General features: G+C 46.8%; 19 protein-coding genes. 8 read left to right on the forward strand and 11 right to left on the reverse strand.

The genetic code is table 11. From position 1 onward, the window contains the following. Positions 1 to 49 precede the first annotated feature (49 nt). The 3 genes from AC1S52_RS03850 to AC1S52_RS03860 form a co-directional block, all read right to left on the reverse strand. Positions 50 to 1,153, reverse strand: a complete 1,104-nt coding sequence (locus AC1S52_RS03850; RefSeq protein ID WP_482027716.1) for a PDDEXK nuclease domain-containing protein — start codon at positions 1,151 to 1,153, stop codon at positions 50 to 52. A gap of 51 nt (positions 1,154 to 1,204) precedes the next feature. Beyond that, positions 1,205 to 1,915, reverse strand: a complete 711-nt coding sequence (locus tag AC1S52_RS03855) for a hypothetical protein (RefSeq protein ID WP_482027717.1) — start codon at positions 1,913 to 1,915, stop codon at positions 1,205 to 1,207. Positions 1,916 to 2,004: 89 nt separating this feature from the next. Next, entirely contained in the window at positions 2,005 to 3,741 is a 1,737-nt protein-coding gene (locus AC1S52_RS03860; RefSeq protein WP_482027718.1) for a PAS domain S-box protein, read from the reverse strand. Between the two features lie 314 nt (positions 3,742 to 4,055). Between AC1S52_RS03860 and AC1S52_RS03865 the strand changes: the two genes are divergently transcribed. From AC1S52_RS03865 to AC1S52_RS03875, 3 genes are all read left to right on the forward strand, one after another. Then, a complete protein-coding gene (locus tag AC1S52_RS03865) occupies positions 4,056 to 5,378 on the forward strand; it encodes a helix-turn-helix domain-containing protein (RefSeq protein ID WP_482027719.1) in 1,323 nt (440 codons plus the stop codon). 17 nt (positions 5,379 to 5,395) lie between these two features. Next, positions 5,396 to 7,114 (forward strand): protein kinase domain-containing protein, encoded by a 1,719-nt coding sequence (locus AC1S52_RS03870; RefSeq protein WP_482027720.1) that lies wholly within the window; start codon positions 5,396 to 5,398, stop codon positions 7,112 to 7,114. Between the two features lie 123 nt (positions 7,115 to 7,237). Then, positions 7,238 to 7,873 (forward strand): hypothetical protein, encoded by a 636-nt coding sequence (locus tag AC1S52_RS03875; RefSeq protein WP_482027721.1) that lies wholly within the window; start codon positions 7,238 to 7,240, stop codon positions 7,871 to 7,873. A gap of 2 nt (positions 7,874 to 7,875) precedes the next feature. Here the strand turns inward: AC1S52_RS03875 and AC1S52_RS03880 are convergent, their stop codons facing one another. Then, positions 7,876 to 10,491 carry a CHAT domain-containing protein gene (locus AC1S52_RS03880; RefSeq protein WP_482027722.1) on the reverse strand — a complete coding sequence of 872 codons (2,616 nt, stop codon included), beginning with the start codon at positions 10,489 to 10,491 and terminating at the stop codon, positions 7,876 to 7,878. Positions 10,492 to 10,791: 300 nt separating this feature from the next. Between AC1S52_RS03880 and AC1S52_RS03885 the strand changes: the two genes are divergently transcribed. Beyond that, on the forward strand, positions 10,792 to 12,519 hold the full coding sequence (locus AC1S52_RS03885) for a ShlB/FhaC/HecB family hemolysin secretion/activation protein (protein ID WP_482027723.1): 1,728 nt from the start codon (positions 10,792 to 10,794) through the stop codon (positions 12,517 to 12,519). Between the two features lie 850 nt (positions 12,520 to 13,369). After that, positions 13,370 to 15,232 carry a hypothetical protein gene (locus tag AC1S52_RS03890; protein WP_482027724.1) on the forward strand — a complete coding sequence of 621 codons (1,863 nt, stop codon included), beginning with the start codon at positions 13,370 to 13,372 and terminating at the stop codon, positions 15,230 to 15,232. Between the two features lie 273 nt (positions 15,233 to 15,505). Here AC1S52_RS03890 and AC1S52_RS03895 read toward each other — a convergent pair whose 3' ends face one another. The 4 genes from AC1S52_RS03895 to AC1S52_RS03910 all read right to left on the reverse strand — a co-directional run bounded on the left by AC1S52_RS03895 (position 15,506) and on the right by AC1S52_RS03910 (position 19,691). Continuing rightward, positions 15,506 to 15,892, reverse strand: a complete 387-nt coding sequence (locus AC1S52_RS03895; RefSeq protein WP_482027725.1) for a hypothetical protein — start codon at positions 15,890 to 15,892, stop codon at positions 15,506 to 15,508. A 43-nt stretch (positions 15,893 to 15,935) separates the two neighbouring features. Continuing rightward, positions 15,936 to 17,192, reverse strand: a complete 1,257-nt coding sequence (locus AC1S52_RS03900; RefSeq protein ID WP_482027726.1) for a ParB/RepB/Spo0J family partition protein — start codon at positions 17,190 to 17,192, stop codon at positions 15,936 to 15,938. An 18-nt stretch (positions 17,193 to 17,210) separates the two neighbouring features. Next, complete coding sequence (locus AC1S52_RS03905) at positions 17,211 to 18,056, reverse strand: ParA family protein (protein WP_482027727.1); 846 nt, start codon at positions 18,054 to 18,056, stop codon at positions 17,211 to 17,213. Between the two features lie 504 nt (positions 18,057 to 18,560). Continuing rightward, positions 18,561 to 19,691 (reverse strand): tyrosine-type recombinase/integrase, encoded by a 1,131-nt coding sequence (locus AC1S52_RS03910; RefSeq protein ID WP_482027728.1) that lies wholly within the window; start codon positions 19,689 to 19,691, stop codon positions 18,561 to 18,563. A gap of 173 nt (positions 19,692 to 19,864) precedes the next feature. Here AC1S52_RS03910 and AC1S52_RS03915 point away from each other — a divergent pair, with 173 nt between their 5' ends. Together AC1S52_RS03915 and AC1S52_RS03920 are read left to right on the forward strand one after the other, a co-directional pair. After that, positions 19,865 to 20,551 carry a hypothetical protein gene (locus AC1S52_RS03915; RefSeq protein ID WP_482027729.1) on the forward strand — a complete coding sequence of 229 codons (687 nt, stop codon included), beginning with the start codon at positions 19,865 to 19,867 and terminating at the stop codon, positions 20,549 to 20,551. A 12-nt stretch (positions 20,552 to 20,563) separates the two neighbouring features. Then, positions 20,564 to 21,034: an SNF2-related protein gene (locus AC1S52_RS03920; RefSeq protein ID WP_482027937.1), complete on the forward strand. Its 471-nt coding sequence runs from the start codon at positions 20,564 to 20,566 to the stop codon at positions 21,032 to 21,034. On the opposite strand, the gene AC1S52_RS03925 is transcribed toward AC1S52_RS03920, so the two are convergent. From AC1S52_RS03925 to AC1S52_RS03935, 3 genes are all read right to left on the reverse strand, one after another. After that, positions 20,962 to 21,153, reverse strand: coding sequence for a HEPN domain-containing protein (locus tag AC1S52_RS03925; protein WP_482027730.1), 192 nt, complete (start codon positions 21,151 to 21,153; stop codon positions 20,962 to 20,964). The genes AC1S52_RS03920 and AC1S52_RS03925 overlap by 73 nt on opposite strands. Beyond that, a complete protein-coding gene (locus AC1S52_RS03930; RefSeq protein ID WP_482027731.1) occupies positions 21,150 to 21,485 on the reverse strand; it encodes a nucleotidyltransferase domain-containing protein in 336 nt (111 codons plus the stop codon). The genes AC1S52_RS03925 and AC1S52_RS03930 overlap by 4 nt, the downstream gene beginning before the upstream one ends. 184 nt (positions 21,486 to 21,669) lie before the next feature. Continuing rightward, entirely contained in the window at positions 21,670 to 22,368 is a 699-nt protein-coding gene (locus tag AC1S52_RS03935) for a DUF4058 family protein (protein ID WP_482027732.1), read from the reverse strand. Positions 22,369 to 22,716: 348 nt separating this feature from the next. On the opposite strand from AC1S52_RS03935, the gene AC1S52_RS03940 reads away from it, so the two are divergent. Further along, positions 22,717 to 23,325 (forward strand): Uma2 family endonuclease, encoded by a 609-nt coding sequence (locus tag AC1S52_RS03940; protein ID WP_482027733.1) that lies wholly within the window; start codon positions 22,717 to 22,719, stop codon positions 23,323 to 23,325. Positions 23,326 to 23,418: the final 93 nt, after the last annotated feature.

Consider the following 23,418-nt stretch of genomic DNA (forward strand, 5'->3'; position numbering starts at 1 on the left):
TCTATAAAAAAGCTCAGTGCCCTTTATCTTTGGTACATAGCTTATCGCTTCATTCCTCTCTCAATATTGTAGGATCAGCAAACAGGGAAAGCTGTTCCACTTCCTGAGATGCCAGGGTCTGTTCCACTTCGGCAGCGATCGCCTCAATTTCTTCCTCCAGATCTGAGATCGTTGGTAGGTTTCTTTGAAGCTCCTCTGGCAGAGGGGTGCCCATGTGATAGGTAGAAATTCCAATCGGTTTGTGAACATCCCGCAGAGCGTACTCGGCAACCGTCTTGCTCTTTGTGCGACAGAGGATAATACCGATCGTCGGTTTATCGTCAGCACTCCGCAGCAAGTCATCCACGGCTGAAACGTAAAAGTTCATCTTGCCAGAAAACTCCGGCTCAAACTCCACCACCTTCAGGTCGATCACCACAAAGCAGTGCAACCGAAAATGGTAAAACAACAGGTCGATTCTGTATTCCTTCCCATCCACCACGAGCGGGTACTGGCTGCCGACAAAGGAAAAACCAACCCCCAACTCCAACAAAAACTCTCGAATATGCTGAATCAGAGCACTTTCCAACTCTCGCTCTAACGCCTCTTTGCCCAAACTGAGAAAATCAAATGAATAGGGATTTTTAATGACCTGCTGTGCCAATTCGGATTGAGGATCGGGGAGTACGCGACTAAAATTAGTGATCGCACTGCCCTGGCGACGGTAAAGTTGGCTATCCATCTGGTGGATCAAGATATTGCGGCTCCAGCCGTACTGGATTGTTTGCTGGATGTACCACATTCGCTCCTCCGAGGTCTTCACCGCGTCTAAAATCCGTACATTGTGCCCCCAAGGAATTAGTGCAACAACCTGTTGCACAATTGCCTCGTCCGAGTAAGCTTCTGCAAACGCCCGCATGTAGTTGAGGTTGCGAGCAGAGAACCCTTTGATATCGGGAAACGCTTTGCGAAGATCATTAGCTAATCGATTAATGACTTTCGATCCCCATCCTTGCTGCTGCTGTCGGAACAGAATCTCGTTGCCAATCTGCCAGTAAAGAAGCACCAGTTCCCGGTTAACTGCCAGCGCTGCTCGCACCTGAGCATTACGAATGCGCTCCTTTAGCTCCCGCAAGAACTCCTCATAGCCTAACTTCAGGTGCCGCTCATCCATCTTACCTACTTGCCTAACGACCTACTTACCTAGCCACGTATAGCTCCGCTCTTAGTATGCTTGAATTTGTTTGGTATGGGTGGCTCGATGCCCAGAATCGCTAGAGCTACCTGGGGTAACTGTTGGGATTCGAGTCGAAGTGGTTGGAGGGCGGAGTTCACTCGCTTTAGACTCTTTAATGGGTTGAATATCCAGAAGCTCGGTAATAGTTACGGGTTCACAGGTGAACTCTTCATAATCAAATGTGATTGCGCGAATTGCATCCGCGATCGCGCCCAGGGAGCTAAATGAAATGTTTTCAACTCTACCCCGGCAAATGCTGTTGATAGTTTTAAGAGAGATCTTGGACTGAATCACATCAGATTGATTGGTTCTACTGTTTTGGCTCTCAAGTGCCTTGGCTCGCATCTGCCCTTCTTCGGCAACTTGCATCTGAGGAATGTCTTTCTCGTTCAGTTTTTGTTGAACTTTAAACACAAGTTCAAGCTTTGGGGCGCGGCTCCAGCGTTTAGTCCCAGGGTCAGGCGCATCTGCAAAGTCAACTAGTTGGGAGAGCGATTTCAGATGAAAAAACTGACAGACGACGACAAGTCCAGTTTGATGGATGCGATCGAGATTACTCGCCAGCATAAGTCGAGCAGTAGACTCTCCAAAATTGCCAACGACCTGCGGATATTTTGCCCGTATTCTGGACAACAGTACTCTGGGACTATCAATGCCACGCTCTTCCATTAGCGTGTCCAGTTTCCACCGCCACAACATTTCTTTACCCGCCTGTGAATACTTCTGCAATCATAAATTGATTTCATGATACTCAAATAACAGGCAGGATATTAAAGCTCAACTAAATTTCATTCTAGTGGTGTAGCAAAAGAGGGCAGGTCAACAAGAGTGACGGGTAGTTGCACCTTCAGCCGAACGGCAGGCTGTAGAGGGCTATTACAGTCGATTTTTCCGCAATGGATAGACTCGATGATGTATCGACTGAGCAGAAGTCCGGTTGAGGTGTCTAATTGGTCTATTGGCTGAGAGGAAACAGTTGTCGCAGAACCGGGAGAATGGGTGCTAGATGGGTGGGATTGAAGGGTGATTTGGATCTGATCATTTGGTAGGGGTCGGGTTTGAATTAGAAGGCAAGGGTGTCTTTGGAGATTGAACGCTAGCCGCTCAATGGTGTAATGAAAAAGTTGAAGGAGAGCCTGATATAGTTGTTCGGGATGGCACTGAATATGTTGCGGTCCACCATGCTGTAGAACGACTTCGCTGACTTGATAGGCTTGGAATCTAGAGCGGAAGCGATGGATTAAGTGATTGAGGCAGCGCTGGATGTCAATCCTTCTCGGCGCTGAAATGGGAACGCGGGCTAGGGTCTGGAGGAATAGCGCAAAATCATTGGCTTGTTCAAGTCGATTGTGGGTGCGGCGAACAAGGTGAGGGATCTCGGTGATGAGCGTCTGTGGATCGACAAGAGAACGCTCGTACTCAATTTCTTCAACTGTTCGAGGGTAGTACTGCTCGTAGAGACAGAGCAGTGACAGGATTTTATGAAAGTCTTCGTCGATGACTCCAATTTGAGTCCTAAGCTGAAATAATATCTCCTGAAATTCTTTGGCAACTCCAGTAATCAGGGTTCCCAGTTGAACCAGAGGTTTGGTTTGCTGAAGCTGTGTTCGAGTCTGGTGAAGCTGCCGAGTCAGAGATTGGAGTTGCTGATCGTGGTTTTCTATTTGTGATTGGGAGGAGCGTAAGGCAGCCTGGGCGTTTCTGTAATTGGTAATATCACGGACGATCGCAAGGGTTTCGGTGCTATTGCAGGCAACTACTCGCGTCTCGTAGTAGTTGCGTATTCCATGCAGGATAAGGTCGTACTCGCAGATTTGCGTTTGGTTCGTGAGGATTGCCTGGGATATGGCAGTTTGTAAAGTTTCAGCAACAGGTTGGGGGAGAACTTCTCGAATCGATTTCCCTAGAAACTGATTTGGAGAGGTGTAGGGCTGGAGATGTTTGGCAGGAACGTAATCAAGGTATATTCCGTTGTAGTCGTAATGGAAGATCATGTCAGGCAGAGCTTCTAGGATTGCTCTGTTCTTCGCCTCACTCCGTTGCAGGGCTTCGAGAGCCTGTTTCCGATCAGAAATGTCCTCAATCATTGCCAGGCTGTAGAGCGGCACTCCGGCATCATCACGAATTAAGGCTGCGGTCATATTGACCCAAATCCAGTTTCCATTTTTCGCTTTGAAGCGCTTCTCAATTTGAAATCGGGAAATCTCGTTGTCTAATAGCTGTCCAAATTTCTGTAGCTCTGCTTCAGTATCATCGGGGTGGGTGAGATTGAGAAAGGTAAAGTTCTCAATCTCGTCAGGGGAATATCCCAGGATTTGGTGGTAGACGGGATTGGTGCGGATAATTCGGTGGGTTTTGACACAAGCGAGCGCAATCCCGATTGGGGCAAACTCACAGATAGAACGAAATATTTCACAACTCTGCCGTAGGATACCTTCGAGATTTAAGGATGATTGGGTGGGAAGGATGGGGTTTGGGTGATGCGGGTGAATGGAAGTAGATGGTGGTGCAGAGTTGGTTAGCATAGGGGCGAACGAGGTTTAGACAGGGCTAAATGACTGCTTCGTGATGAACTATAGATATTTCAAAAAGTATGCAAGCAGACTTACTTTTTATAATCCAACTTTAGTTAGATTTAATAAGCAAGTAAATTTGTTATCAGGGAGACGATCTTCTCTGAAAAAGACTTCTTTGGCTACATTGAATATTTCAATAAAGAGGTGTTTGACAGTGCGTTGTTTTCTAGAAAGGAGTAATATACTTTTTTTAGTCAAAATACTTACTTTTTTTAGTTTAAGTACTTACCTTTTTACGGCAAAATTTTCTTCCTGGGCATCTTATGCAGACCGTAGACGATATGCTTACCTACGTCGATCAGTTGTTGCTGAATCAGTACAACCGTCGCTTGAATGCGCCTGAACGACTGATTTTGACTGCTGCGTGGGAAGACGAGACCTATGAGGAAGTGGTCAAGAAGACTAAAATTGGCTACAAGATCAATACGATTCAACGCGCGATCGCTCCTGGACTATGGACATTATTGAGCAAACTGTTAGGGCAGCCTGTCGGGAAAAAGTCTTTCCGTACAGTGATTACGGCTGTTTACAACCGAGAGCAAGGCATGGAGCTTTCTCGGCTTGTAGGTGCCCAGATTCCAGAGATATCAAAATTTTACGGTCGTCAGCGAGAGCTTGATGAGTTACGCCAGTTGGTTGTGACCCATCGGTGTGTCGTCTTAGTAGGAGTGACCGGCATTGGCAAGCGATCGCTGGTAGCGAAATTGATCGACTCTGAGCCGCAGTTACCATTTCAGCAAATTTTGTGGAAACCTGTCCACTACGCTCCTGATCCGTTGCAGTTAGTCTGTGATGTTCTTCAGTTGCTTGGACATTCTGTGTCTCAAGCACAGAGGTTGGATGCCCAACTATCTGACCTGATCGCCATTTTGAAAACGCGCCGGTGTTTGCTAGTCTTTGATACGGCAGATGCGTTGCTGTCGAATGGTTCAATGGGGTTTAAGCAATTATCCGAGGGCTATCTAAGTTTGTTTCGACGGGTGATTGAAGAAACCCAGAGTTGTGTGTTACTCACATCTCAAGAACCAATTCCTGATATTGAAACATTTGCTTTGCGTGGGCTTCCTCTGATTTCGTATTCCTTGGAAGGGCTAACTGTGGCAGATGCAAGGGAAATCTTTGAAGAGGCAGGACTATTAGATGAACCTTTATGGGATGCACTTATTCAGTCCCTTGGACGGCATCCGCTCTTACTGCGTCAGATTGCAAATTGGATCAAAATACGGTTGGGAGGAAGCCTAAATAGTCTGAGTCGGGCAACTATGCAATTAGGTATTGTGCAGTATTGGTTTGACCATCTGTTTGGTGATTCCCTTTATTTATCAACTGAAGATCGGCAGACCCTGCTTGCTCTGGCAACCTTGCTCACAGAGCGGCAGTCTGCGGTTCCCATTTCAGAGCTATTAGAGCAGGAAGGAATTTCGTCAGCTTCAGTTGAACGACTGATCCAATCTGCGCTGATAGAGACAAGCCTAGATTCAACAACTCATGAGCAACTGCTTAGTTTGTGGACCTTGTTGCAGAAGTATCTTTTGAAAGATCCGCGTGGACTCGTCAAACAACCAATATTAATGAAATCTGCTTGAGTAGGGGGGTATCCAATGTGTCGTCGCTCTGTATCAACTTCCGTTGTCTGGAAAAGAATCCAGATAGTGTAGATCATTGTCAGCGTTGTGGTGCATCACTGCTTGTTCGCGATCGCTATCGAGCTATTCGATCGCTGCGCCCGTTGACCCAGTCTTACCTCTCGCAAATCTTTGAGGTCGAAGATCAGTCCACCAGGACTCGCAAGGTATTGAGGGTGTTGAACTCGAATGAGCCGGAAGTTGTTGAACCATTAATGGTGATGACATTGGCACTGCGCCGGATTCACTCGCTAGGAGCAGTACCCGGCATTCCACGACTTGAGTCCGATAGTTTTTTCCCCTGGCGTGTTCTCCCTGAGATGCCAGAATCCCATTGCCTGGTGATGGAGAAAATTGAAGGAGAGAACTTAGACCAATGGCTATCGCGTCAGGGTCGGATTTCTCAGAGTCGGGCGATCGAGTGGTTGGTTCAATTGGTCGAACTGGTCGGTCGATTTCACCAACTTGGTTTTTTGCACCGTGATATTAAGCCTGACAATTTGATTGTGCAACCCAATGGGCGGCTTGCTTTGGTGGATTTTGACACCGTTTGTCGGCTTGATCCCCAGTATTTGGCGCGGCTAGGAGGGGTTGGAGTGGGGCTGATTAGTAAAGCAGATGCGTTGACTCCAGGAACTCCTGGTTATTCCTCTCCTGAGCAAAACGATGGGAAGGCAGTTCCAGCCTCTGACTTCTTTTCGATTGGACGTACATTTTGTCACCTGTTGACTGGGAAGCACCCGATTGATTTGCCCAGAAACTCACAGACGGGAATGCTAATTTGGCGAAAGGAGGCTTCCCAGGTTGATCCACTGCTGTTGAATTTCATCGATCAGTTGATGGCACCGAATCCGGTTGAGCGTCCCTGCCAACCAGATCAAATTGTTCAATATCTGAACCAGCTTCCCAAGCGTTTGCAGCGAAGGGCGATACTGCGTTCCAAGCCGTTTCAAGTAGCCGCAGCATTGCTTGGTGGAGTTATGGTGGTTGGTGCTGTTCGAGGAGCAACGGCGATCGCGGGAAATCATTTTCTAGTTGAGGGGAACCGATTGCAGGCAACCGAAGACTGGAAGGGGGCAAAAGCTCAGTATGAACGGGCGCTTTGGTTTGAGCCACACAATCCAGATATTTATAGCAGCCTTGGTATATCGTGCTTGCAGACGAGGGATGACCAATGCGCGGTTCGTTATTTCCAAAAGGCGATCGCGGTGGATGCTAACCATGCTCCAGCCCATTACAATTTGGCAAATGTTTATGAGCAAGAAGGGGAGTATCGGCTGGCGGAGGATCATTACCGGGTAGCAGCTAGTTCTACAATGCCGCTGCGAAGCGATGCAATCAACAATCTCGCCCGCTTACAAATTCTCCAGGGGTATTTTCAAGTAGCAGAAACAATGTTACAGCAAGAAACAAAGGCGACAAAGGACCCGCAAACACTAGGTGCGATTTACAAGAACCTTGGCTGGATAGCTCTTGAGCAGGGGTCATTCCAGCGCTCACTGAATTGGCTACAGCAAGCATCGAATAAAGACCCGGAACGAGCAGATGCTTACTGTCTGATGGCGCAGGCGAAGGAAAAGCTGCATCAAGATGCATCGGCTGATTGGACAACTTGTTTGATGCTGCCAGCTCCTGTAGGACAACCGGAGGTGCAGCAGTGGAAGGCACACGTTCTTCAGCGAGTTCAAATTCGGTAATCGATACTGCTTCAATTGATAAAACAATCAGCCCAAAGGTTGTTGAGCTGTAATAGAACAGTCGCCATGATTCGTGTAGAGTGCCTGGTAACAGGTAAGAATTGTAATAATGTGAGTAATTTCATGGGTTGTAGCCAGAGTCCGTGTGCAACTTCTTGGCGTGGTTTAGCGCCTGTGTTGGCAATATTCTTCGCGGTTGCAGGTCTGCCCATTTCTGGGACAGCAGACCCTGCCCGCCGTTGTATTCCCATTGGTCGGATTGTGGGTAGTGGTAATGGGAGTGTTGCCAACGGACGAATTATCTGCCTAAATGAGCAGTTGAATTTGCCTGATCGTTCAATCAGACTTTTGTGTTTTGCAAACCGTGAAACTGTAACGTTGCAGGGGCGGATTCAAGTGGATGAGCGAACCTGTAGTCCACGTGGGTTTGCAACAAAGTCCTGTGGAGCAAGCAGATGTTTTCGCCCAAAGGGTCCAGGAGACAATGAGTTTCGGATTATTCAGCCCGGGACGACAGCATTAATGGATCAACGTCCGACTATTTCCTGGAATCCAGTTCCTAATGCCACAGACTATGTTGTGTGGATTGTTGGAAATGGAGTGCGATGGGAAAAACGTGTATCAGAAACAGCGTTGTTGTACCCTGTGGACGAAGCGGATTTACAGATGGGCAATGCTTACCGGATTGTTGTGATAGCCAGACGCAATGGCAAAACACTGAGTACAACGGAAACGGTGTTGAATATTGTTCGCTTGTAATACTACAACCAGCTACCGACCAGTATAAAGGGTGCCCAGTAATAGGGGTGGTTGAAAGCCGGACTTTGAATCAAACTGATTTGGGCTTGCCGGAGTGCTTCTGATTTGGGTAGACGATTTTGCAATCCCCGGTAAAACTCGTCCATCAAGGCTGCTGTACTGTCTGCATCAACCAGCCACAGGGTAGCAACCGTACTTCGGGCACCAGATTGAGCAGCGATTCCTGCAATTCCCAAAGTTGAGCGGCGATCGCCCTTGGCAGTCTGACATGCGCTGAGGACTAATAATTCAATGCCTGATTGTCCTCCCTGCTTCGGTGCTTTCAATAGCTGATTAAGTTGGAAAGCATCAATTAACCGATCCCAGGACAACAAAAGAGTCCGGTTTGGATCAGATGAGAACTGACCGTGGGTTGTTACATGCACGATTGGAAAAACGGTGTTACTAATTTCTGATTGAAACCGTTCTGCTGTGAAGTTTTCATTCAATAGTTGAACAGAGTCGGTAAGGTGCTGCTGAATGCTTTTAACTTCTACTTCGACTTCAGGGAGTGGACTGAGTCCTTTTGGGGCGCGTGGATCTTGAAAGCTAGGACTGGCTTTACTAAGTCCGGCAATCAAGGCTTTTAACTGATTGGGAGAGAGTGATTGGGGTTCCCGAATTTGAAAACCAGGGGCTACCGAGATGCTGTAGGTTTCCACTAGAAAATACTGCCCATCGTACAGCAGTCCCATTGGAATATTTTGCAGTAGGGTATCAAGAACAAAAACCAGGGAGCCAGTCGGTGGAAGCATGCCTTGTTCTCTAGCTGGTTGTAAAATTATTTGGTACAGGGTTTTGGCGTATTTCAGAAACACAGCGGGATCTGTTTGGGGAAGTTGTTCAGACTGTAGGTTAGCTAGCAAGTTCTCGGCTGTATCTTTGAGTAATTTTGAGTTGATAGTATAGTGCTGGAGAGTATGATCGATCGATTGCACAATGACACCGATGGTGTCACCCAAATCAATCACATGCACAATTGCAGGTTGATTTTTAGGTGTGACAATCTGATTGAGCGGCACTAAATCGAGTTTGCCACACTGAAGAAAGTTTTCTAGTTCAGCAATCTGCCGTGACTCATTTACTTGAACAACTTCTGATAGGTTTGGTTGAGATTGTGACAGCAAGAACCGCATATATTGTCGGTAGGCAGGTTCTACTTTCTCCTTAAATGAAAACTGTAGATCTGGGTTGATGGTTGTTAAGTTCCCTCGAACCTGATCCAAACTTTTAATTGCTGCATGATAAGCTGTCGTAGCCTTGGTGTGATCGCCCTGATCTTGATAGATTTGTCCCAACTCCCGCTGCCACTGGTAAGCAATATCCCAGGCTTGTACAGATTGTGCTAGGGCTAATGCTTGCTCGTAATTAGCCTGGATTTCAATCGGAGAGGCTTGAGTTTGGGTAAGCAATCGAGCTAATGTGCCAAGGGCATAGGATTGCGATCTCGGATTATTGATTTGCTGGGCTTGCGTTAGTGCCTGGTCTACGAGGGAGCGTAACTGCTGCCAAGTCGGAGTTAAATGGTGACTGAGTAAGGCTTGATTGAATTGCAGAGCTTGACGGCTCTTCAGCATAGTTGCTACCAGGTTTAGTCGTGCATAGATAGCATTGATCGTGTGTAACGAATCGAAAGATGTGGGCTTTTGCAGAAGGTCGGTAGCATAATCCACAGCCTGCGGTAGTAGGGTATTTAGCAATTCGTTAAGCTGGATCGACCTCCAGGGAACAACGTGCTGTAGCCAATAATTGAGTTCTACAACCAAACTCAAGGCATTCAGCTTTGCCTGTAGTGCCGTCGTGCTGTCGGAAGGGGGAGATAGGGCGATCGCCTGTTTGTACAACGTGACTGCCTGGTTCGCATGGTGTTTGATTTGACTAATGTTGTCCTCTTTGAGATTGGGGTCGTCGCTGCGTAAGTAGTTGTCGCGGGATTGGTTGAATAGTAGCCGATGGGTATTTGCGAGTTCTAGCAGAACCTTTGCCTGTTCAGATGGATTGTTAAGCTGGCTGGCAACGTGTTGGGCATGGGTTAACACCGTTATAGATTCGGGAAGTTTTCCTAATGAGCGGAGGACATCACCGAGGTTTTGTAATCCGATCAGTCTGACACGAGTTGGAGGATGTTTAGAGAACAGGTCAGTGAGCGCTTTTGATGAATCGAGGGAAGTAGAAATGTTTTGTTGGAAAGGGAGGCAGAGCCAGTCTGGGGCTTCAATGGATTCAATTAAAGTGGTACAGGCACGTGGGTAGAACCCTAATGCTTGCATCGCCAAGGACTGATTGATTTGAGTACCAATCACCCCATCCTGGCTGCCAATTTTTCGGTACAGTCGTGTGGCTGTTTGCCAGGTGGATAGTGCCTCGTTCGGTCGTCCCTGATGGAGTAGCGCAAACCCATCCTGATTTGCTTGCCGTGCTTGCTGCTGAATAGCAGCCTGCGGGGGTTGAGCGACAGTGGTTGAGGATAACGAGAATAGTGAAATTAGAACACTGAGCAGTAAAGTGCAGATCCATCCTAGTAGAGCAAACAGGTAAAGCCGCATGGGACGGAGGTTGCGCCGAAGTTGTTGAAACATGCTAGGGCAGAGGGAGAATGAGAAATCAGGTTGAACGAGCAACGAGACTTGGCAGCGAGGCAGCGCTGAAAGTGTAGATTGCCAATTCAAACGATCAATCGTTGGAATCAGATTTAACATCCTCCTACGGACAGGTTAAAATGCTTGTTCTTTCCCATAAGCTTCTTAGTCTTACTTTGGAATTTTTAGTTCTTCTCAGATCAGGGAACGGTTGGTATCATTTTTTCTTTAAACTGTATATTAATACTGGGATAACAATCCGTAGAGAAAGGCTTCTGATAAAGCAGGTTTTTAAGATTCATGCGATCGTGTGCGCTGTGGATAGTAGTTGGGGCTTCATTAACCATAGGATGGAATGGATCAAGTGCTCAGTCAGTAGAAATTGCTCAAAAGCTTGTACCCGTTGTTCCTCCTGAGCGACCAATTACTCTGCCTACTCCTACTCCGCAGCCCAGTTCTTCTCCAGACTTATTGAATCCAGAGGTTCCAGCAATTCCCTCTCCTGTCCCGGAACTGGCTCCCAGTGAAGGAACCGTTTTTGTTAAAGCGTTTAGATTTGAAGGAAACACCGTTTTTACCGCAGAGCAGTTGGAGGTTGTTACTGCTCCCTATGCGAACCGGAAACTAACATTTACTGAACTACTACAGGCGCGATCGGCGGTTACTGACTTTTATGTCCGAGCAGGATACGTAACATCAGGTGCGTATCTTCCGGTTGAGATGAACCAGTTTTTAGATCCAGATGCAGCAGTGTTCACGATTCGGGTAATTGAGGGCAAGGTTGAGGCGATCGACGTTGTGGGAGACAGACGACTGAGTCGGTATGTCCGGTCTCGATTGAAGCAGGCAACAGAACCTGTCCTAAACCGCTTTCAGTTGGAGGAAGCACTGCGGTTGCTGCAAATTGATCCGTTGATTGAGAGTGTTTCTGCCAATTTATCGACTGGGTCTCAAGCTAATCTGAGCGTGTTGACAGTACAGGTTAAGCAAGTTCCCCCGTTGAATGCCCAGGTGCAACTTAATAACGGACGGTCTCCTACAGTTGGCACACTGGAACGTGGAGTACAGATTAGTGCTGTAAATCTATTGGGACAGGGAGACTCATTCAGTGTTAACTACCGCAATACAGACGGCAGTAATGGAGTGGACACTGACTTCACGATTCCCTTGAGTGCTCGTAATGGAACTGTTTCATTTCGCTACAGTAACCTGCAAAGTCGAATTGTAGAATCTCCGTTTGACCAACTTGATATTCAAAGCAGTAGCCGGATCTACGAACTCAGTGTGCGCCAACCACTGGTCCAGCAAGTACACGAGACCTCTGTGGAAGAGTTTTCATTGGGTTTAACAGCTTCTCGCTTAGAAAGCGAAACAACACTGCTGGACATCCCATTCCCATTATCTGCGGGGGCAGACAATGAAGGTAAAACACGAATTACAGCGTTGCGGTTTTTTCAGGAGTACCTCCGCCGCAGCGAGAAGTCGGTGTTTATTGCCCGCTCCCAATTAAGTTTTGGATTGGATGCATTAGGTTCAACGATTAATGAGGCAAGCCCTGATAGCCGCTTCTTCGTCTGGCGTGGGCAAATGGCTTGGTTTCAGAGAGTTTTAGGCGACTCGCGGCTATTGGTGCGGACTGATTTACAGCTAGCCGATCGACCATTGGTTCCGTTGGAGCAGTTCAGTTTAGGAGGTCCCAGTACTGTGCGGGGTTATCGTCAAGATGCCATTATTAGCGACAATGGATTCTTTTCAACCGTTGAATTGCAGATCCCATTGCTGAACACAAATCGTTTACGGCTTGATATTGTGCCGTTTGTAGATATTGGAACAACCTGGAATAGTGGAAAAAGCCTCAATCCTGATCCCAGAACATTAGCCTCTACAGGTTTGGGATTACAGTTTCAGCATGGTGGTTTGTTGGTTCGCATTAATTATGCGCTCCCTTTTGTTGATCTTGATAGTGAGAGGCGATCTCTGCAAGAGCAGGGATTTAATTTTGTTCTGCGCTATTACTGGCGGTTTTGATAATAAGGGTCAGTTTTCTGATTATCAATTGTTGTACGAAGCTGTTGCAGGTTCAAGATTGTATTTTGATATAAAGCGAGTGCAGTTGATAGCTTCCCTATTGAGAGAATGATGCTACATACGACTTTTATGTACATACTAACGTGACTCTACAACGATTTTTTGAGAAGATTTTTTGGATGTATCGATCAAAAAAGATCTCTTTCTATGAGATCACGTAAGATGAATGAGATGCTCATTCTTCCTTGAAGTGGTGAACTTAGTAGTTCTTTGTGAGAGGCTAAATACCCTTCTCAGGCAAGCTTATAGCCGTAGCTAGTTTAATTACATAGTTACTCAGTTACGTACCTCTATCTTCGCAAGAGTAACAGCCCTCTCAACGAGTCGGAGTGATAAGACGAGCCGTAATTCTATTTGAGATCTTTCTCTCTGAGTCGTTTAAGAACAACGGCATCACTTCGTACATACCGAGTTGAGATTAAAGTACTCGGTACTGAGTGTCATCGCTAAAAAAGTTCGTGAAGTAGATAAAGGATTTTGCTGATATGGAGGTGACTGCAATGGAGTGCCTTTAAAGGCTCAACCCTTAACTGTTCAAGCAGTTGAGGGTTGAGCCTGTATACACATTTTTGTTTGGGATAGAGCCAGGGAACCTAACTAAAGCTTTGGGAAGGCATCGTTAGGAACCCCTACTTTGATATGCCAATTTTATGTGCATTTCGACGAGATGTGCAACTTTTTAGATGGAAAAATTCTAAAAAGCTGCCGCAGTTGCTCTATTCCAATGCTGCTGTTCAAACGAGGTAGGGCTTATTGGCTCTGCCTCTAGAGGTTATTGGGTTTTAGAGCAATGAATCAGCAAGAGCGATCGCGGCATTGCCCTTCGGAGCCATTACCGGCTGATCCGTTGGGCAAACGCTTGTGTCAGATATTTACATACCTATGGCAGGCAATTGTCAAGGCAAACGATCCTGACTCGCCCTGGGAAACACTTACAAAGTATCCACTCCGACCCCGCAAGCTTTGGAACCTCTGGCAAGATGCTGCTCAGATTGTAGGAGTGCGGTTTGGAGTCACCACGACGTATGCGCTGATTGATTTAGATGTGGCAGGAATTTACCACCCTCGCCAAGACTCGACTGCGTTGCAACGTCTTCGCGCAAGTTTAGAGACGATCGGTATTTGCCGTACCTTTTTAACCCAATCGAGTTGGAGTGGTGGGTTGCACTTGTGGATTCCGCTGCCGTTGGAAGTTCCTACCTTTTGGCTAGCAGCGGCTCTAAAGCAATGTTTAGAAGCGCAAGGCTTTGTCTTGAAGCAAGGCTGGCTGGAAATTTTTCCCAACTGTAAAGCCTATGCTCGACAGGGCGAGTTTACGGAGTACCAGGGACACCGTTTACCCTTGCAACCCACCTCCGGATCACTTCTGCTCAATGACGATCTGCAACCTGTTCCAGGTGGTCTAGCGCAGTTTTTTGATCGGTGGGATTATTGTGCGCATGGACAGATGGCCGAGGAGTTGTGTCGGGCGATTGCCCAAGCGAAGTCTAATTTCAAAAGTCGTCCTGCACATCGTAATTCCTCAGTGGTGGAATCCTGGCGTAATGATCTGGAACTGGAGATTGAAGAGGGCTGGACGGATTATGGGCAGACAAATCACCTGCTTAAGACAATTGCCTGTTATGGTGTTGTATTCGAGCGGCTCAAAGATGAGGAATTGAGCGATTATGTGAAGCGGATTGCTACGTCCCGTCCTGGTTATACCGAATTCTGTCGCCACCAGCATGAAATAGAGATGCGCTGTACAGTCTGGGCACGGGCAGCCGGAAAGTACTATTGGGCGTTGGGAACTGAAGGGACACGTCGAGGCAACACTCACCAGGATGGGATTGTTAACAAGATTGCGTCTTTCAATCAGCAGAGATCTCAAGATGCTCAAAACCGAATTCGTGCAGCCGTTGATCAGTTGGAAACAGATGGTTGTCTACCGTTGACCATTACTGCCAGGGAGAATGCCATTGTTGCGATCGCTCATTGCAGTAAGCAAACCCTTCGCAAACACCTTGAGCTATGGCACCCCGATCACTACAGAGTCAAGCAGGATTCTACAAAATCAGAGCAGTTGGTGTGTACTCCTGATTCTAAGTCAGATTCGTCCAGATCGAGTTTGGGTTTACCTTCAGAGTCTCAATCCCAGAAATCCATACCAGATAAGGAAATACACACTTCTCCCTATATGAAGGGTTTAGTTCCTCTGATTGACGCGGGGTCGAAATTTTTTCATACTTTTCCCCAACAGGGGGGTCTGGGGGGATTATCCACAGATTCAGAGGTGGAACAAGAGACTTGGACAAATCAACCTGATACTTCAAAGCAAGTTGAAGCCGATGCTGCTACTCCTTCAACATCGGCAACCAGTATCGCCCCAATTGGGGGAGTAGACAACTTCATAGCCAACTCTGCGGCTACTGGCGAAACCCAGGTGGACGAAACTAAAGTCTGTCAAAATGCAGACTCTTCCATTGTAGCGATCGCGGATCAAATGACTAAAAGTGATGACAAAAAGCATCATGCTGAGTTCTGGAATAATCCACAATCTATCCAGCGGCGTGAAGCTTATCGATTGAAGATGCAGCGATGGTTAGAGTCGGGAGATCCAATTTTAATGACTGAAGCACAGCGGTGGTTTGAAGGGCAGTCAGAATTGCTTTGATTAGGGATGTTCAGTAATCTCCATTTCATTGCTGTGGTATCAAGTTTGAAATTCCGTCCAATCGACGGAGTTTTATAAACTCACGGAAGCGATCGCGCAATTTTATGGCTATTCGCATTAGCTTGGTTGATAATCTAGAAAAATTAATATATCTTTCGTCCAGAAATCTACGAGCAACAAGATCTAACTGAGACTCTTTCGATTAGTCTTACACTTAGAGAACTGGATATGCTGCGCTTTATCCAGCAACGAACTGGAACCACTCCAGAGCAATTAATAGAAGGCTTTATCGGAGATTTGTGTTGTTCGTGGCGTAGTGGGGGATCGGATGAACGTTACTTGCCAATCCCCTGGTGTAAACATTCCAGATAGCATCGCTACAACTTGTTGCCGCAGAGAGCTATTGATATCCTTTGTTTGAAGACTATCTGCTAGCAACGTATTGAGCAATGCTTGTTGATTTGGAGTGGGATTTGCTAAGTGAGCGCGAACAAAACGACAAGAGAACGTACAAGTTCTCTCAAATCCTGCACCTAATCCCCACTTGTTCATCCAACGGTGTAGTTCGGTAAACAGAATGGATTGTATATGCATCTGCTGCCGTGCTTGCTGCATCTGATTCAGTGCGAGTGTGTTAATCGTCTGCTGATAGTCTTGCATTACCAAATCGGCTTCGACTTGTCCGCCATACTCGTCTTCAATATTACGATTCTTTGCTTAAAAGTGTCTGGATCTCTTTCATCTTGCGATTAAAAAGTTGTTGGCAAAGTCGAAGTTCGTCAGGAGCTAATTTGGAGAAGTCTGTTTTCTCCAAATTGCTGACCTCTTTAGGAAGTTTAGGCTTTTCCTGTTCGGTATTGGGGTTGTGTTGTGCAAGAATCTCCTGAACGTGTTTGGTAATGTCAGAGACACTCCAGTTGTTTGCAATAGCTTCTTGGATTGCAGCCATCCGGATTTTTCTGACCTTTTCTTCAGGTAGTCCAAGTGTTTTGGTGTTCAGTTGGCTGAGGACTCGGAGTTTTTTGGGTTCCACTCCCGAATCCCATACAGCTTGTTTGAGTTCCTTAGGTAGCTTCAGTAAGGGAAAAACGTGGCGAGAAACGTTTGCGGGACTCTGTTGATAGCTCAAGATAATGTCCAGAACGGCTCGTCCGCTATCCTCAAGCGAGGCATCTGCTAGCCACTGAAGTTGGGTATTTCGTTCTGCGGTGACGATAGTGGTTAGCTCAGTTAGTTTGCCGTTTCGCTTTAAGCGAGTTAGAGCAGTATTAAGTGCTCTAGGTAGCTCAATATCCAGTGCCTCATCGAGCGCTTCCTTTAAATGCGGATATCGGTGGTTCACCTGAGAAATGAGAACTTGGGCTAATTCCAGGTCATGAAGCTTTTTCTGATGAATGCTGGTTGAGGCTGCCCTGGACTGAATTTCTAGGAGATTGACAGATTCTTGGGGGGGCATGATGACAGCCTTGAGCTTCTCCAGTCCTGCAAATGGACCAGATCGCCAACGGCGCTCTCCATCGAACAAAATGTAGGGGCAATCGATATCAAACAAGGCTTGGTTAAGTTCAAATAATCCTTGTTCTGCATACTGCTGTAATTGCAGTCGGATTCCATCGGTTAATTCAAGGAGTAGAACTGGATCAAGCTGCCCTTCTTCTCTCAAGACATTTGTGAAGGCTTGCTGCTCAGTTTGAGTAAAGATAATTCGAGGTTGAAGGGGGTTACGGGTAATTTCCTCAAAAGGAATGTGTTTTACTCCTTCGCTTTGAGCCAATTCTTGAACCAAGGATTGAATCTTGGATTCAAGTTCAAGTTTTTCTTCCGAACTAAAACCGGCAGCTTTAAGCGTGGCAATTTCTGCCTCTAAATCTTCAACTTGCTTTTTGAAACGAAATACTTGTTGGCTCTGACCTGCGTCAGCAAACATTGAAGCGGGACTGACGGGTTGATGTTTAGGCATAACTTTACGCTCCTCAAATTACTTCTTCTTCAAAACTGCGACAATTTTTTCTACGATTGGGTCGAAGGACTTGGTAATTCTGTCCCCTGAGCGGTAGATGTGGACAGGGATGCCTGCCCCACTGGCGCTGAGGAAGTAGCCGGACTCCCTGATAGGTGGAAAGCAGGTGATTTCTAACTGGTTGAGCTGGTAGGGAATTGTATGCACTGGATCGATTTTTTCATGTGTAGAACCGTCTGAGTTCAGTCCAAGTAGGTTACGGTGAACTGCCAAATCGAGATCTACCCGTGATGGGACAAATCCTAAAATCTCTGGGTAGGGGCGCAGGCGAAGAGAATCTACCTTCTCATAGAACCAATCGAGCATATCCGACGCTCCCCATGAGTCTTTAAACTCAGGTTTGATTGCTGCTAAGAAATGAGTGCAGGCAGCAAGACCAACCAACCCCATTGGTTCAATCGATGCAGGAGTATCAATGATAATGACATCTGCATCGAGAGGATAGTCTTCCAGTCGGTGCTTTAACACCTCATAGGGTCGATCATGCTGGTGTAAGCTTCTGATGGAGGTATGTAACGGAGGTCCACCCCTGATTATCTGAACAGAGTTGGTATGCTCTGTCCATACGGGTATAAGCGGATAGTTGCCCTTAAACTGCTTTTCAAAAATAGCTGCTATCGAATCTTGGATCTGATCAGCTTTTAGTTTTGGTAACCCTGTGAATAGAGCGATCGAGCCATTGGGATCAAGCTCGATTAAAACTACTCGAAAGCCTTTGCTGCCAAGGACATAGGCAAGGTGAGTTGCCAAAGTGGTTTTTCCAGAGCCACCTGTATTGCTCTCAATTGTTAATCGGATTTGCATTTGAAGTTCTCAATTTCTGCCGACTGGTTGATTTGATGTTCACGTTGCATTCTTTTCAATGACACATTCCATGCAACGCCTTGTTTTTGTCTTAAGCTTCTTGTACCGAACCGGTTCAGTACAGATTGTGCTGAGGGAAGATTCTAAGTGCAACAAATATTTGTCTCCATATAGTAGTTCATTTGTCTTTTCTCGCAGCACTTAAGTTTGATATTTTTTTGCGAATCCGTTTAGCTTTTCTTGGGGACAAGTGTACTTAATTGGCAACGGATGTAGCTGACTGGTCTGTTTGAGCCGCCTCTGACTTAATCTTAAGGGGAGTTGCTAACGGTGAAAGTTTTGTACTGAACCGGTTCGGTACAAGCGGAACTTTAACCTGCAAAACGGAAATCAAGTTCACCAAAATTGCTGAAGCTGCTAAGTTTCGTGGAATCCTAGCCAAAATCGTGAAGTGTAATAAAACGGTGGACGTTAACAATTCCGCGTAAGCTTTAATGAACCTGGTTAAGAAAAGTAGTCTGATGTGCTCTCAAAAAGCTTGCCTGTTTGTGGGTCTTCCCCAATTGCTCGATAGTATGCCTTGATTGCCTCCTCTTGCTCTACTGCTTTGACATAGCGACGAAACGATCTCTCATCTTTGTGCCCCGTGAGAATTTTGGCATAGATTGGGTCAACTCCTGACCTCAAAAGGTTGGTGGCATAGGTATGGCGGAATCGGTGCGGGTGCAGCGTGGGAATCTCGGCATACACTCCGATTTTCTCTACAACTAGATACACGCCGTGATAGCTCAGCCGTTGCCCTTTCCAAGCAGGGTTTGGGTGCATTGAAAGAAATAGCGGAGAGGTTGGGGTCAGAAGTTCCCTCTGTTGCTGTCGCTCTTGCAAGTATTGGGCGATCGCCGCTCTACAATCCTGGCTGAGTGGCACTTGGCGCTGCTCGTTGTTTTTACTCTTGGCGATAAACAGTTGGTGCTGCTCCAGAATTGAACCGAGGTTGAGTGACAAGGCTTCATCCGATCTCAGCCCATGATTTAAGACATGGATCAGTGCCGTATCCCTGACTCGCGTTTCTCCAAGAAAGGTGAGTGCAGTCCATACCCGTGCCAACTCTTTGTCAGACAAAGCTTGAGCACCCAGCTCCGTCACCTTCAACAGGTCAAGTCCCCGCATCGGATTTTTGGTTAATAGATCCTCGTGAGTGATTTCTAACCACTCAAAAAAGGTTCGCAGGGCTGAGAGTGCCACATTGACGCTACTGCCTTTTAGTGGAGTCGTCTCTTCTCCATCTGCTGTTTGGCGTTTGCGCCAGGGGGAGTCAACCAAATAGTCCCGGTAATGACTCAGGTGATTGGTTGTTAACTCACGAAACGACAGTTCAGTCCAGCTTAAGAATCGCAGTAACTCCCGTTCGTAGTTTCTGCGGGTGTTGGTAGACAACTGCTTACTCCGCAAAAACTCATTCACAATGGGTCGGCGAATGTCAGCAAGATCGGTTGGAATCAGGCGAGGCTTTCCTCTTCTCACGGGAACTTGGCTCTGAGTTGCTTGTTCCCCCACTTCTGCCTGTACCAACTGCGGTAAAGGATGGCTAGAAGGTGGTAGTGAGCGATCAGGAAGTGGCGGGAAGGGACGCATGATTTGGGTTCCTCTAAAGTCATAATGAGTAACAATTCCATCCTTCGTCCTTGACCTTTTAGTAATAAATAAGGATTAGAGTAAGGAGCAGATCGGGGAATTCTACAGAGTGTCTATAATTTGCTTGAGATTTTAACAGGCAAACAGGTGATAGTGAGAAAGCGAGAACACTGATGAAACCGATCTTTAAACTCAAAGACTTACTTCGGCAAGATAGTAGTTCGATCAGTTCGATCGGGACTTTACTGGGGCAAGGAATGGCAATTTTAGATTGCACCGGAGTTGAGTCGGTTTCGGAGCGTCACCTGCCACTTTTATTCTCAAGTATGCTACCGAATGGGCTTTCTGAAGAGCCGTTTGAGATGGTAGACAAGGATTCTTTAACAGCAACTTTAGCAGAGCAGATTAATCGATGGCTGGATCAGCAAACTCACCCATCGGAATCGGTTCGATCTGACTACGAGAATGTTCAGGAAATTGTAAGCTCCATTCAGCCAGGGAGTCTGAGCCTAGAGGGTCTTAAGCCTGGAGTTATCCTGCGTGGGTCAATGTTCCCAGAACCAGTACAGGTGATTGTCGCAAGTGCAATGGGAAACTCTATTCGCTTGACTGGTAAAGGCTTACAAACAAATCAGGTTTATGAACCCATTTTGACGGTGGCGCAATTGGCGCAGTTGGAGGCGAGTCCAGACCGAGAACCTTTTGATGGCGATCCTTTACGGTTTCGCCTCGGAATTGAAGCCTTGAGACTGGGGTTGGCTTATGAATATGATCCCTTCTTTGCGCTGACGATCGCCCGCGTTGATCCATTGCCTCACCAGCTTGAAGCTGTTTATAACTATTTCTTGAAACAACCATGAATTCGATTTCTGCTGGCGGATGATCCGGGGGCGGGCAAAACCATTACGGAGGGGCTGTTACTTAAAGAACTAAAGGTGCGAGGACTGGCGCAAAGAACGCTGATTGTCGCTCCAGCCAACTTGACCTTTCAGTGGCAGCGAGAGATGAAAGACAAATTTCGCGAAGATTTTGAGGTCGTCCGAGGCGATGTGTTGCGGGCAAATTATGGGATGAATCCCTGGCAGGAAAAGAATCAAGTGGTCACTTCTGTGTCGTGGATCTCGCGGGTTGAAGATGCGAAAGATAGTTTGCTGCGATCGCACTGGGACCTGATTATTGTGGACGAAGCCCACAAAATGAGTGCCTATAGTGCAGACAAAAAAACGTTGGCGTATCAACTGGGCGAATCCTTATCTGAAATGACGGATCATTATTTGCTGATGACGGCAACATGGCTGGAGAAAGAGAATCCTTCTTGGTCAAGCAGCGCTTCTGCAACATAGAACATTGCATAATAGGCACGGGAAACCGCAAAGTCATAGAATCCTTGCTCAATTAAGCTTTGTGCGGCTTCCAGGCTACGCTGGGCTTTGTCAATCAGGGCTTGTTGTTCTGGAGTCATAGAACAATTCCCTCAGAGCGAATATTCCGCAGCAATGGTGAATTTTCAGTTTCAAAACGAGATCGCGGCATAAAGAGCCGGGAAATGAGTAGATTATGTTCTAGACACAGTTGAGCAATAAACTGGCTGGTTCGCTCGAGTTCTACACTTGCATTGACTGGATCGTGCAGCATAATCAGCACATCAACGTCAGAATCTGCGGTTGCATCACCTCTTGCCCGTGACCCAAAAAGGATGATGCGATCGAAGCGGTCTTGGTATTCTTGCTTAAGGTAGTCCCGCAGGGGGATCAGAATGTCTAAAGTTTCATGGTTAGTCTCAGTTGTAGGCACTTGCACCTCTCAAACTTGAATTAAATTCTACTTAGGGATCTGCACGAAAATATAGCGTTTTCCAATGTGCTGAGGTACAGCGTAATCCCTTGACTCCTTGACTCCTTAAATGGATCTGTACTTCACTTGATTGAAAATTGCATAAGATATCTCAGAGCAGGGGATATCGATTGACCGCAATAGCTTAAAGGATGCGCTGCCGAGCACAGGTTGCTTGATAGGTGTTCTCCAAATTGATGGGCAAACACAATCCTCCTTTGAGGTAGAGCGGCAAAATCGGCAAACTCATTCCAAGCGTCAGTGTCTCTTGCCAGAGTTCCAGATGAAACGCCTGGTCGATTTCGGCAACTCGATAGGAGATGGCATAAAGATCCGTGACGAGTGCTTCGGTCTCTAACCGCAATCGTTCCATTAATTCGTTGTGTAAGTTGGCGTTGAGTGTGGTGACAATATCCACGACGACTAGCCCGATGCCTTGCTGTAGGTAGGTTTGACACTTGGATGTAAACGCATCGCGGGAAGCAGGGCGATCTTTATTGGCAGGACTAATGAGTTCGATCGCTCCAACTAGCGTCGGTCCTGCCTGCGTGCTGAAAACTTGAACCTCAACCACGTCGGTTGTTGGCTGAAAGGGTAGCGTGGCGGTCGGTGCTTGCGGAGTCCACTGGCTCATCTCTGATTGCTGCATCACCGGAATGGAACCTTTCTCACGATAGGTGGCAACATCGATTTCAATCCCAAATTGGGCACTGGGTTCGGCAAAATAGCCTTCTGGAAGAACTTCGTTCAATGTCTCAGACAAATAGGTTGACCAGGCATTATGAAAACTGTGCCAATGCCGTCTTGTGCTGAGTGGAGGGCGAAAGTGGTCCAGCAGTCCCATAAGCCTGAGGCAGGAAGAGTGTAATTCTAAGATAGTCGAATCGAGTCGCTGCTAAAACTTCGTCAAGCGATTGAGCCACCTATAAACCTTAACTTAAAATGTAGTCAGTGTACTGCTTTTAGAAAGCCCCTTTATCATGGCGAGCGCGAACTTTGGATGAGGAGCGAACAGCGTCACATGGGTTTAGAAACAACGGTTGGGCATCCGCAGCCCGAGAATATAGTGCAGTCGTGGCAAAAAGACTCTGTGCGAGGGCTAGGATCTGAGCCAACGCCTGTGTTAGAACCGGAGTCGGAAACCCAGATCGATCTCCCAGAAAGGACTAGGATTTTAGTGGAAGTGATCCCTATGCAAACTCAAACTCGGCAAACTCAAACCCGAATCTACACTCCTGAAGAATATCTGGAGCTAGAAGCCGCTGCTGACTATAAAAGTGAATACCGCGACGGAGAAATCGTCCCGATGACCGGAGGCACTACCAACCATAATGAAATTGCTGGCAATTTATACGCTCATCTTAAATTCGCACTGCGCGGGCAAACTTACAAAGTTTATATCGGCGATGTACGGCTGTGGGTTCCGCGCTATCGACAATACACCTATCCCGATATCATGGTGGTGCAAGGACAACCCATTTACACAGGCACAAATACCACAACGATTACCAATCCTCAGATCATTGTCGAAGTCCTTTCACCCTCTACCCAAAATTACGATCAAGGCGATAAGTTTATGTACTATCGCTCCATCCCTGAGATGCGGGAATACATTTTGATCGACCAGAGGCAGTTCTACGTCATGCAGCACACCAAAACCTCAGAGGGTAAGTGGTTACTGACTGAATATGCAGGGGAAGAATCAATATTAGAGTTGGACACGATCGAATTTCAGATCGCATTTCAAGATCTCTATCAAGGCGTAGATTTCAGCAACATTGAAGCGTTTAGTGAAGAGTAAGTAGGAGTCGCATAGCACTCAAACCCTGGCATACTGTCGTCAATCCCCGTCCCGATCTATGCGAGGGTAAGCCCACCGATGCCTCCGAGTTGC

This window comes from Kovacikia sp. CALU 1929 (assembly GCF_056784235.1).